Source organism: Streptomyces sp. NRRL WC-3618, assembly GCF_001280005.1.
Taxonomy (GTDB): Bacteria; Actinomycetota; Actinomycetes; order Streptomycetales; family Streptomycetaceae; genus Streptomyces.
In genome coordinates this window covers 1-11160 of the sequence record NZ_LGDW01000459.1, presented here as the reverse complement: position 1 = coordinate 11160, position 11160 = coordinate 1, and the positions used below count along the sequence as shown (strand labels likewise).

Annotated in this window: 9 protein-coding genes and 1 pseudogene; 7 read left to right on the top strand and 3 right to left on the bottom strand. The window is 69.7% G+C overall.

Annotation, left to right across the window (positions count from 1 at the left end; all coding sequences use genetic code 11):
* On the top strand, positions 1 to 1029 hold a 1029-nt coding region (locus ADL01_RS32750), incomplete at its 5' end, for a non-reducing end alpha-L-arabinofuranosidase family hydrolase (protein WP_053745669.1).
* 261 nt (positions 1030 to 1290) lie between these two features.
* Here the strand turns inward: ADL01_RS32750 and ADL01_RS32745 are convergent.
* The gene (locus ADL01_RS32745; protein ID WP_053745668.1) at positions 1291 to 1668 is read right to left on the bottom strand and encodes a MerR family transcriptional regulator; all 378 of its coding nucleotides are present in this window, start codon (positions 1666 to 1668) and stop codon (positions 1291 to 1293) included.
* A 75-nt stretch (positions 1669 to 1743) separates the two neighbouring features.
* On the opposite strand from ADL01_RS32745, the gene ADL01_RS32740 reads away from it, so the two are divergent.
* Positions 1744 to 2472: an SDR family oxidoreductase gene (locus ADL01_RS32740; protein WP_053745667.1), complete on the top strand. Its 729-nt coding sequence runs from the start codon at positions 1744 to 1746 to the stop codon at positions 2470 to 2472.
* A gap of 346 nt (positions 2473 to 2818) precedes the next feature.
* Here the strand turns inward: ADL01_RS32740 and ADL01_RS32735 are convergent.
* Positions 2819 to 4134: pseudogene (locus ADL01_RS32735) on the bottom strand (non-reducing end alpha-L-arabinofuranosidase family hydrolase).
* Positions 4135 to 4545: 411 nt separating this feature from the next.
* On the opposite strand from ADL01_RS32735, the gene ADL01_RS32730 reads away from it, so the two are divergent.
* Positions 4546 to 5085: a hypothetical protein gene (locus ADL01_RS32730; RefSeq protein WP_053745666.1), complete on the top strand. Its 540-nt coding sequence runs from the start codon at positions 4546 to 4548 to the stop codon at positions 5083 to 5085.
* An 18-nt stretch (positions 5086 to 5103) separates the two neighbouring features.
* On the opposite strand, the gene ADL01_RS32725 is transcribed toward ADL01_RS32730, so the two are convergent.
* Complete coding sequence (locus ADL01_RS32725) at positions 5104 to 5913, bottom strand: class I SAM-dependent DNA methyltransferase (protein ID WP_053745665.1); 810 nt, start codon at positions 5911 to 5913, stop codon at positions 5104 to 5106.
* 121 nt (positions 5914 to 6034) lie between these two features.
* Here ADL01_RS32725 and ADL01_RS32720 point away from each other — a divergent pair, with 121 nt between their 5' ends.
* The 4 genes from ADL01_RS32720 to ADL01_RS32705 form a co-directional block, all read left to right on the top strand.
* Positions 6035 to 6460 (top strand): maleylpyruvate isomerase N-terminal domain-containing protein, encoded by a 426-nt coding sequence (locus ADL01_RS32720; protein WP_324614649.1) that lies wholly within the window; start codon positions 6035 to 6037, stop codon positions 6458 to 6460.
* On the top strand, positions 6457 to 8184 hold the full coding sequence (locus tag ADL01_RS32715; protein WP_053745663.1) for an acyclic terpene utilization AtuA family protein: 1728 nt from the start codon (positions 6457 to 6459) through the stop codon (positions 8182 to 8184). The genes ADL01_RS32720 and ADL01_RS32715 overlap by 4 nt, the downstream gene beginning before the upstream one ends.
* On the top strand, positions 8181 to 9785 hold the full coding sequence (locus ADL01_RS32710; protein ID WP_053745662.1) for an acyl-CoA carboxylase subunit beta: 1605 nt from the start codon (positions 8181 to 8183) through the stop codon (positions 9783 to 9785). The genes ADL01_RS32715 and ADL01_RS32710 overlap by 4 nt, the downstream gene beginning before the upstream one ends.
* Positions 9786 to 9813: 28 nt before the next feature.
* Positions 9814 to 11160 (top strand): acetyl-CoA carboxylase biotin carboxylase subunit (locus tag ADL01_RS32705; protein ID WP_053745661.1); only part of this gene is annotated, 1347 nt, incomplete at its 3' end.

Below are 11160 nucleotides of genomic sequence, written 5' to 3'. Positions count from 1 at the left end.
GGCCTGTGCCTGGAAGCCGCGGGCTGGGGTTCGGCCAACGGCACGGTGGCGCAGCTCTGGTCGTGCACCGGCGGCGCCAACCAGAAGTGGACCGGCCTGACCGCGACCTCCTGCGCGCTTCCGTCGACGTACCACTGGAGCTCGACCGGTGCGCTGGCGCAGCCGGCGAACGGGTGGGCCGCGCTGAAGGACTTCACCACCACGATGTACAACGGCAAGCACATGGTCTACGGGACGTACTCCGACGGCAACTGGGGCTCGATGGGCTTCGCTCCGTTCACGAACTGGTCGGACATGGCGTCTGCCACCCAGACCAAGATGAACCAGGGTGCGGTGGCACCCCAGCTGTTCTACTTCGCGCCCAAGAACATCTGGGTACTGGCCTCGCTGGGCTGGGGCACCAACTGGACCTTCACCTACCGCACGTCCAGCGACCCGACCAACCCCAACGGCTGGTCCGCGCCGCAGAACCTGTTCACCGGCAGCCTCCCCACCGGTGACGGCGGCGCCCCGATCGACCCGACCCTGATCGCCGACGGCCAGAACATGTACCTGTTCTTCGCCGGTGACAACGGCAAGATCTACCGGGCGGACATGCCGATCGGGAACTTCCCGGGCGCCTTCAGCTCCTTCACGACCATCATGAGCGACACGGCGCTCAACCTGTTCGAGGCCCCGCAGGTCTACAAGGTCCAGGGCCAGAACCAGTACCTCATGATCGTCGAGGCACGGGGTACGAACGAGCAGCGCTACTTCCGCTCCTTCACCGCCACCAGCCTCACCGGTACGTGGACCCCGCAGGCCGCCACCGAGTCCAACCCCTTCGCGGGCAAGGCCAACAGCGGCGCGACCTGGACCAACGACATCAGCCACGGCGACCTGGTCCGCAACAACAACGACCAGACCATGACCGTCGACCCCTGCAACCTGCAGCTGCTCTACCAGGGCCGGACCCCCCCGGCGCCTGGGGACAGCACCCCCTACGCCCTGCTGCCCTACCGTCCGGGCCTGCTCACCCTGCAGCGCTGACCCACCGGATCCACGGTGACCGCGACGCGGCCCGGTCCCCCAACGCGTAGACGACCGGTCTACGACGCGGGCGACTCCACCCGCTGACCGAAACGGACCACCCTGAGAAACCCCAGCCGCACGCCGGCTGGGGTTTCTCTCTTGCGCCTCAGCGCGACCGGCCCGCACCCGGCACGACCAACCGAGGTGCCCGGCACGGTTGTTCGCAGCGCCTGGCACTCCAGCCGTAGATCGCTGGTGCGCTGTCCGAACCGGCCGCGCCTACGGGTGCGTGTCCGTGATCGCGATGACCTCGTCGAGGCGGTCCAAGGCGGCCTGAAGATCGTCGACCTTGGCCTGGATACGGTCGCGCTCGGCGCGCAGCATGGCTCGTTGCTCGGCGTCGGTGTGCCCGGCGTCCCAGCACGGAAGGAGTTCGGTGATCCTTCGGCTGGTCAGCCCGGCGGCGAACATCTGCTGGAAGAAGCGCACCAGGGTGACGGCGTCCTGCCGGTAGAGGCGCTGGCCGGACGGGCTGCGCTCCGCGATGAGCAGCCCCTGCTGCTCGTAATAGCGCACGGCGCGTACCGAGACGCCGGCGCCCCGCGCCACCTCGCCGATGCGGACCAGCCGCTCGGCCGCGGGCTGTGTGACGGTCATGGCGATTCCTCTCACCCCGGTCCTGACGACCAGCACTTGCCTCTGACGTCAACGTCAGGTTTTAGCGTACCGGGCATGGACATCAACAACTCAGTTGCCCTTGTCACCGGAGCCAACCGTGGCCTGGGCCGCGCCTTTGCCCAGCGCCTGCTCGAACGGGGCGCCCGCAAGGTCTACGCGACGGCCCGCCGACCGGAGACCGTGGACCTGCCCGGGGTCGAGGTGCTGCCCCTCGACATCGTCGATCCCGCCTCCGTGAGGGCCGCCGCCGAGGCCGCCCCGGACGTCTCGCTGCTCGTCAACAACGCGGGAATCAGTACGGGGACCGACCTGGTGACCGGCTCGCTGGACGCGGTACGGCACGAGCTGGAGACCAACATGTTCGGCCACCTGGGAATGATCCGGGAGTTCGCGCCGACGCTCGCCAGGAACGGCGGGGGCGCGATCGTCAACGTCCTGTCCGCCATGTCGTGGTTCGGGGGCAAGGGCGCCAACGCCTACCACCTGACCAAGGCCGCCGCCTGGGCCATGACCAACGGCGTCCGCCTGGAGCTCGCCGGGCAGGGCACGCTCGTGACAGCGGTGCACCTCGGCCTGGCGGACACCGACATGGCCGCGGGCTGGCCCGTGGCCAAGATCGCGCCGTCGGACCTGGCCGACGCGGCGCTCGACGGTATCGAGGCGGGCTCCGCCGAGGTCCTCGCCGACCAGTGGAGTCGGGACGTCAAGTCCCGACTGCCTCTGACGCCCGAAGAGTTCAACGCCGCGATGGACCGAGCCCTGGCGACGCTGACGGCAGGCTGAGGGGCCCTCGGGCCACGCCGGCTGCGGTCGGTTCCAGCGGGTTCCGGCGACGCGGGCCAGGGCGGGCAGCGGTACTGGCCGCAGGCTGAAGCAGCGGTAGCAGGCCACGTCACCGGTGGTGCGGTTGCGGCGGATCAACAGCCGGCAGGTGCCCGCCGAGGGGGTGGGGACCAGGTGCACGGCGGCCCGGTCGTAACGGCGCGGGCCTTTTGACGGCGAAAGAGAGGAACCCCGGCCGACGCGCGGCTGGGGTTCCCGGTCAGCGGGTGGAGTCGCCCACGTCGTGGACCGGTCGTCTACGCGGTGGCGGACCGCACCACTTCGCGGTCACCGTGGATCCGGTGGGTCAGCGCTGGAGGGTGAGGACGCCCGGCCGGTACGGCAGGCTCATGTAGCCGGTGTTCGGCGGGATGTCCTTGAGGAGGCCCTGGTAGAGGAACTGCAGGTTGCAGGGATCGATGGTCATGGTCTGGTCGGGGTTGTTGCGGACCAGGTCACCGTGGCTGACGCCCTGGGCCCAGGTGGAACCGCTGTTGGCCTGGCCCGCGAAGGGGCTGCTCTCGCTGCCGGCCTGGACGGTCCACGGACCGTCCAGGCTGGAGGCGGTGAACGAGCGGAAGTAGCGGTTCGAACCCGACGCCTCGACGATCATGAGGTACTGGTCGCGGCCCTGGACCTTGTAGACCTCCGGCGCCTCGAACAGAAGGTCCTTGTTTGTGTCGCTCATGACCGTCGTGTACGAAGAGCCGAAACTGCTGGGGAAGTTCCCGAGCGGCATGCTCGCCCGGTAGATCTTGCCGTTGTCACCGGCGAAGAACAGGTACATGTTCTGGTTGTCGGCGATCATGGTCGCGTCGAGCGCACCGCCGCCGTCAGCGACGGGGAGGCTGCCGGTGAACAGCGGCTGCCGGGCGGACCAGCCGTTGGGGTTGGTGGGGTCGCTGGACGTGCGGTAGTAGAACGGGTACTGACCCCACTGGTCCACCAGCACCCAGATGTTCTTGGTCGAGAGGTAGAACAGTTCGGGCGCCACCGCGCCCTCGTTCATCTGGGTCTGGGTGGCCGCCCCCATGTCCGACCAGTTCGTGAAGGGACTGAACCCCGTCGAGCCCCACCCACTTTCGTTGGCGGTGGTGGCGTAGACCAGGTTCTGGCCGTTGTACTTCACGGTGGTGAAGTCCTTCAGCGCGAGCTGCCCGTTCGCCGGCTGCGCCAGCGGGCCGGTCGAGGTCCACTGGTAGGTCGACGGAAGAGCACACGCGTTGCTCGCCCCGGACAGGCCGGTCCACTTCTGGTTGGCGCCGCCGGTGCACGACCAGAGCCGCGCCTCCGTGCCGTTGGCCGTACCCCAGCCCGCGGCTTCCAGGCACAGCCCGGACCGCACGCCGATGATCGTGCCGTCGGGGTTCACCCGCCACTGCTGGTTCTCAGTGCCGGTACACGTCCAGATCTGCACCGGGGTCCCGGCCGTGGTGCCACCGCCCCGGGCATCCAGGCACTTGTTGCCGTACACGGTCAGCTGGCTGCTGTCCGTCAACGTCCACTGCTGGTTGATCCCACCGTGGCAGTCCCGACGAGCAGCGCCGCCAACGCGGCCAGGGCCGCGACCACGGCGGCGAACACTGCGGGTGGACGTCTGCGACTGAAAATACGTCTGCGCATCAGGACCTCGTCATCCTTGAGCAAGCGACTCCGGTTCAGCCCGTCAAGGGCTGCCCGGGGGCGGTGTGGTGGGGCCCTCGTGTCCGATATGCCGAACAAGGGTCGAAGTGTCGAGCAATTGGATGATAAGGATCCAGTGATCAGCGTCAATACCTCTCACAAAATTCGCAGACAGAAACGTTCGCAGACTGAAGCCAGGCGGCTTCACGTTCCGTGAGAGGTGTGAGGTTCTCCTGGCGTGCGGGATGTGCCGATCATCCGGTCGGGCCGGGTTGACGGGGTTTCACACGGCCCGTCCGGCATTCCGCAGCGGTCGCCGTAAAGGTGGCAAACCGCCAGTGCACGTACCCTTGGCCGTTTACTGTACGTACATGCCGTGCTGCGCAACGCAGCCGTACGAGGAGGAATTCTGTGACATCGCCCTGCGATCCCCAGCACGCTCCCGTCGGTGATGTGGGCGCGGCGCTCATGGTGATCGACTCTCAGCTCAAGAGCGTTCACGACGGCAAGACCGGGGTCGATCCCGAACAGCGCAAGCTGATGGACCAGTTCGCCGCGTCGCTGGGCCCCAAGGGGGCCAACGACCTGTTGGACGGCGCCTGCACGCTCATCTACATGTTCATGACCTGGCTGCGGAAGGCCCACGAGGAACACGAGAAGGACGTCATCGAGTACGTGGTCCCCACCCTCGTGGCCACGATGCGCATGATGCCGAAGAGTGTCAGCCCCGAGGTGATCCCCACCATGGCCGGCCTGGTCGTCGCCGCCGGCACCGGTCTGAGCCCCAACCTGTGGCGCAAGCAGTACGGAGACTGGACCGAGGCGGAGATGACTCCCCTGGAGGCCACCGCTTTCCTGCTCGCGGAACACATCAACCGCATCACCGAGGACCCCGACTTCGCCACCCGTATGATCGCCGACGCTCTGTCCAGGTCCGTCGACGCGGACTGAGCGGAGCAAAGGGGGAACCTAGCCGGTGGGCGGCTTCTCCCACACCGACACATGCTTCGTGCTCTCGCTCGTGAACGGCTCCCGAGTCCACCCCTCCCACCGCTCGCGCAGCCGCATCCCGGCCAGCTGGGCCATCAGATCGAGCTCGGACGGCCATACGTACCGGAAGGGAATCGACCGGTACGATCCGCGCCCGTCCACCACCTCGACGTAGTTCGAGCTGGTCGCCTGGGTGGCGACGTCGTACACGTCGAAGGCCCAGCGCGTCGGGCCCGCGTGGTACGGCACGATGTTCTGGCCGGGCGGCAGGCTGCGCAGCCTGGGCAGCCCGACCTCGATGACGAAGGTCCCGCCGGGTGCCAGGTGCGCCGCGACATTGCGGAAGCAAGCGACCTGGGCCTCCTGTGAGGTCAGGTTCATGATCGTGTTGAAGACGAGGTAGCCGACGGAGAAGTCACCGTCGGCCGTCTCGGCCCGCGTCGTCGAGAAGTCCCCGATCGTCACCCCGATCGCGTCCCCGCCCTCCTTGGCGCGCATCCGGGCCACCATCGCCCGGGACATGTCGATCCCGTGCACCTCGACCCCGCGCCGCGCCAACGGCAACGCGATACGGCCCGTCCCGACCCCGAGTTCGAGGGCCCGGCCCTTGCCTGCCAGGCCGGCCAGGAAGTCGGCGGCCGGTTCGATGGCGGCCGGCGTGAACATCTCGGAGGAGGAGTCGTCGTACCGCGCGGCCACCGGTTCTCCGAAGTAGCCGTCATCGTCATCGGCGTGGTCATCGTTGTCTGCGGCTCGGCCTTGGTCGGTTTCGGCGCTTGAGGCAGTCATCGGGCGACCGTACTGCGGTTGCTATCGCGACGCATCTGAATTTCGAGGCGGAATCGCCGGCCGAGGAGTTCGCCGAAGGGTTGACCGACCGGCCCGCCTACCGCTGCGCGCCCCCCAATTAATGCAAGCATGCTTGCTTGTTTCTGGCGTCGCTGCCATCCTTCGGAAGCGGACCGCAGCACGCCGCCATACGCCCCAACTCGCCGCAAGCGGCTGCTACATGCCGCATCACGCCCGCCCCGCCCGGCACACCGTCGTGCCCGAAAGGAAGCGCCTCGTGTCCGATCCGTCGGCCGATACGCGTGCCGTCATCGACGCCCTGCGTCAGGAGGGCGCCCAACTAGACCAGCTGGGCGCCGAGTTGGGCACCGAGCAGTGGGCCCTCGACACCCCCGCCCCCGCCTGGACCGTCGCCCATCAGCGCGCCCACCGCGCCGACCTCGCCCTGTGTGCCGAAGGCGCCGACGCCGACCAGTGGCTCGACATCGCCCAGGCCTTCGCGGGCCCGCCGGGCAACGGCCGCGCACCGGGCGGGGTCCGACGGTGACGGCGCCCCTCCGGATCGGCAACGCCTCCGGCTTCTACGGCGACCGTTTCGACGCCATGCGCGAGATGCTCACCGGCGGCGAACTCGACGTCCTCACCGGCGACTACCTCGCCGAGCTGACCATGCTCATCCTCGGCCGCGACCGTCTCAGGGACCCGAAGAACCCGTCGGCCGGGTACGCCCGTACCTTCCTGCGGCAGTTGGAGGAGTGCCTCGGTCTCGCCCATGAGCGGGGGGTGCGCATCGTCACCAACGCCGGGGGTCTCAACCCGGCGGGCCTCGCGGCGGACGTCAGGAAACTCGCCGCCCGCCTCGGGATCCCGGCCCGCGTCGCCCACGTCGAGGGCGACGACCTCACCGCCGACCACCCCAACAGCCTTGCGGCACACGCCTACTTGGGCGCCTTCGGCATAGCCGCCTGTCTGCGCGAGGGCGCGGACGTCGTCGTCACCGGCCGCGTCACCGACGCCGCCCTCGTCGCCGGGCCCGCCGCCGCCCACTTCGGCTGGGGGCCGGGGGATCACGACCAACTCGCGGGCGCGGTCGTCGCCGGGCATGTGCTGGAGTGCGGTACCCAGGCCACCGGCGGCAACTATGCCTTCTTCGCCGAGCACTTGGACGCCGAGGACGTCGGGAAAGCCCCCCGCGTCCTCCGCCACCCCGGCTTTCCCCTCGCCGAGATCCACCCCGACGGCACGAGCGTCATCACCAAGCACCCCGGCACCGGCGGCGTCGTCGACCTCGGCACGGTCACCGCGCAACTCCTGTACGAGACACAGGGCGCCCGGTACGCCGGCCCCGACGTCACCGCCCGCCTCGACACCGTCCGCCTCACCGAGGACGGGCCCGACCGGGTACGTATCCACGGCGTACGGGGGGAAGCGCCCCCGCCCACCCTCAAAGTGGGCCTCAACCGGCTCGGCGGTTTCCGCAACGAGGTCACCTTCGTCCTCACCGGGCTCGACATCGAGCCCAAGGCGGCGCTCGTCCGGGACCAACTGGAAACCGCCCTCCACGCGGCCAAGTCCCGCCCCGCCGACGTCAGTTGGACCCTCGCCCGCACCGATCGCCCCGACGCCCCCACCGAGGAGACCGCCAGCGCCCTGCTCCGGCTCGTCGTGCGCGACCCCGACCAGCACACCGTGGGCCGCACTCTCAGCGGCGCCGCCGTCGAACTCGCCCTCGCCAGCTACCCCGGGTTCCACGTCCTGGCGCCCCCCGGAAAGGGCGCCCCCTACGGGGTGTTCGAGGCCGCGTACGTCCCCCAGGACGCCGTGAGCCACGTGGCCGTGCTCGACGACGGGCGCCGGATCCCCGTACCCCCGCCACACGACACCCTCGTACTGGCCAAGCCGCCAGAGCCCCCGCTGCCCGACTCCCCGCCGCCCGGCCCTGTCCGCCGCGCGCCCCTCGGCCTCCTCGCCGGTGCCCGCAGCGGCGACAAGGGCGGCGACGCCAACGTCGGTGTCTGGGTGCGTACGGACGACGCCTGGCGTTGGCTCGCCCACACCCTCACCGCCGCCCTCTTCCGCGAACTGCTCCCGGAGACAGCCGAGTTGACCGTCGTACGACACACCCTCCCGCACCTGCGCGCCCTCAACTTCACCGTCGAGGGCATCCTCGGCGAGGGCGTCGCCGCGCAGCACCGCTTCGATCCGCAGGCCAAGGCGCTCGGCGAATGGCTGCGCTCCCGGCACCTCGACATACCGGAGACGCTCCTGTGACGGTCCTGGCGTCCGCGCTCGACACCGCGTCCTCGGAGTACGCGTCCCACCGCGAGTCCATGCTCGGCAAACTCGCCGCCCTCGACGCCGAACACGCGAAGGCCCTCGCGGGCGGCGGGGAGAAGTACATCGCCCGGCACCGCGCCCGAGGCAAACTCCTCGCCCGGGAACGCGTCGAGCTGCTTCTCGACCCCGACACCCCCTTCCTGGAGCTGTCGCCGCTCGCGGCCTGGGGGAGTGCGTACGCCGTAGGGGCTTCCCTGATCACCGGTATCGGGGTCGTCGAGGGCGTGGAGTGTCTGATCACCGCCAACGATCCGACCGTGCGCGGCGGCGCCAGTAACCCGTGGAGCCTGAAGAAGGCGCTGCGCGCCAACGACATCGCGTTCGCCAACCGGCTGCCCCTCGTCAGCCTCGTCGAGTCGGGCGGTGCGGATCTCCCGTCCCAGAAGGAGATCTTCATCCCCGGGGGAGCGGTCTTCCGCGACCTCACCCGGCTCTCCGCCGCCGGGATACCGACGGTGGCGGTCGTGTTCGGGAACTCGACGGCCGGTGGGGCGTACATCCCCGGCATGTCCGATCACGTGATCATGGTCAAGGAGCGCGCCAAGGTGTTCCTCGGCGGGCCGCCCCTCGTCAAGATGGCCACCGGCGAGGAGAGCGACGACGAGTCGCTGGGCGGCGCCGAGATGCACGCGCGCGTGTCGGGCCTCGCGGACTACTTCGCCCTGGACGAGCACGACGCGCTACGCCAGGCCCGCCGGGTCGTCGCCCGCCTGGGCCACCGCAAGGCGTACGCCGATCCGAGCCCCGCCGACGTCCAGCCGCCCACGTACGACGCGGAGGAGCTGCTGGGGATCGTCCCGGGCGACCTCCGGACCCCCTTCGACCCCCGCGAGGTCGTCGCCCGCATCGTCGACGCCTCCGACTTCGACGAGTTCAAGCCCCTCTACGGGACCAGCCTGGTGACCGGCTGGGCGACCCTGCACGGCTATCCGGTCGGCATCCTCGCCAACGCCCAGGGGGTCCTGTTCAGCGCCGAGTCGCAGAAGGCCGCCCAGTTCATCCAGCTCGCCAACCAGCGTGACATCCCGCTCCTCTTCCTCCACAACACCACCGGCTACATGGTCGGCAAGGAGTACGAGCAGGGCGGCATCATCAAGCACGGCGCGATGATGATCAACGCGGTCTCCAACTCGCGCGTCCCCCACCTCTCCGTCCTCATGGGGGCGTCGTACGGCGCCGGGCACTACGGCATGTGCGGACGCGCCTACGACCCCCGCTTCCTGTTCGCCTGGCCCAGCGCCAAGTCGGCGGTGATGGGCCCGCAGCAGCTCGCCGGCGTGCTGTCGATCGTCGCCCGCCAGTCCGCCGCCGCCAAGGGACAGCCGTACGACGAGGACGGGGACGCCGCCCTACGCGCGATGGTCGAGCAGCAGATCGAGTCCGAATCGCTCCCCATGTTCCTCTCCGGACGGCTGTACGACGACGGCGTCATCGACCCACGCGACACCCGAACCGCCCTCGGCCTGTGCCTCTCCGCGATCCACACGGCGCCCTACGAGGGCGCCCGCGGCGGCTTCGGCGTCTTCCGAATGTGAGGAATCAACAGTGCCTGGTGAATCAACATTGATCGGCTCGGTGCTCGTCGCCAACCGCGGGGAGATCGCCTGCCGGATCTTCCGCACCTGCCGTGAGCTGGGCATCCGGACGGTCGCCGTGCACTCGGACGCCGACGAGAACGCCCTCCACGCGCGCGTGGCCGACGCGACGGTACGACTGCCGGGGGCGGCCTCCGCGGACACGTATCTGCGCGGCGATCTGATCGTTCGGGCGGCGCTCGCGGCGGGCGCGGACGCCGTGCACCCCGGGTACGGCTTCCTCTCCGAGAACGCCGGCTTCGCGCGTGCCGTGACCGACGCGGGACTCGTGTGGATCGGCCCGTCTCCGGAGGTGATCGAGGCGATGGCGTCCAAGACGCGCGCGAAGCAGCTGATGGGGCTCAAGCCGCTCACCGGCGTCACCGAGGCCGACCTGCCGGTACTGGTCAAGGCGGCGGCGGGCGGTGGTGGGCGCGGTATGCGCGTCGTACGTCAACTAGCCGAACTGGACGGGGCGTTGGAGGCCGCCCGCGCCGAGGCCCACAGCGCTTTCGGTGACGGCGAGGTCTTCGTCGAGCCGTATGTGGAGGGCGGTCGGCACATCGAGGTCCAGGTCCTGGCCGACACCCACGGCACCGTGTGGACGCTCGGCACCCGCGACTGCTCCCTCCAGCGCCGCCACCAGAAGGTGATCGAGGAGTCCCCGGCGCCCGGGCTCTCGGAGGCGCTCACCGAGGAACTCCACAAACTGGCCGTACGGGCGGCCCGAGCCGTCGACTACACGGGCGCCGGTACGGTCGAGTTCCTCGTGGGGGAGGACGGCAGGGCCCACTTCCTGGAGATGAACACCCGCCTCCAGGTCGAACACCCGGTCACGGAAGCGGTCTTCGGCATCGACCTCGTTGCCCTCCAGATACGTGTCGCGGAAGGCGGTGCTCTCCCGCACAACCGCCCACGCGCGCGTGGCCACGCGTTAGAGGCCCGCCTGTACGCCGAGAACCCGGCAAAGGGCTGGACGCCGCAGACCGGCGTCCTGCACCGCCTGGCGGTCCCGCAGTCCCCGGACATCCGCCTGGACACCGGGTACGCCGACGGCGACATGATCCCCGTCCACTACGACCCGATGCTCGCCAAGGTCGTCGTACACGCCCCCACGCGCGCGGAGGCGCTCCGCAAACTGGCGGGCGCCCTGGAACGCGCGACGATCCACGGCCCGATCACCAACCGCGACCTCCTCGTCCGCTCGCTGCGCCACGAGGAGTTCACGACGGCGCGTATGACCACGGGTTTCTACGACCGCCACCTCAACGAACTCACCCACCCCACCCCCGACCCCCACGCCCCCTTGGCCGCCGCCCTCGCCGACGCCCACGGC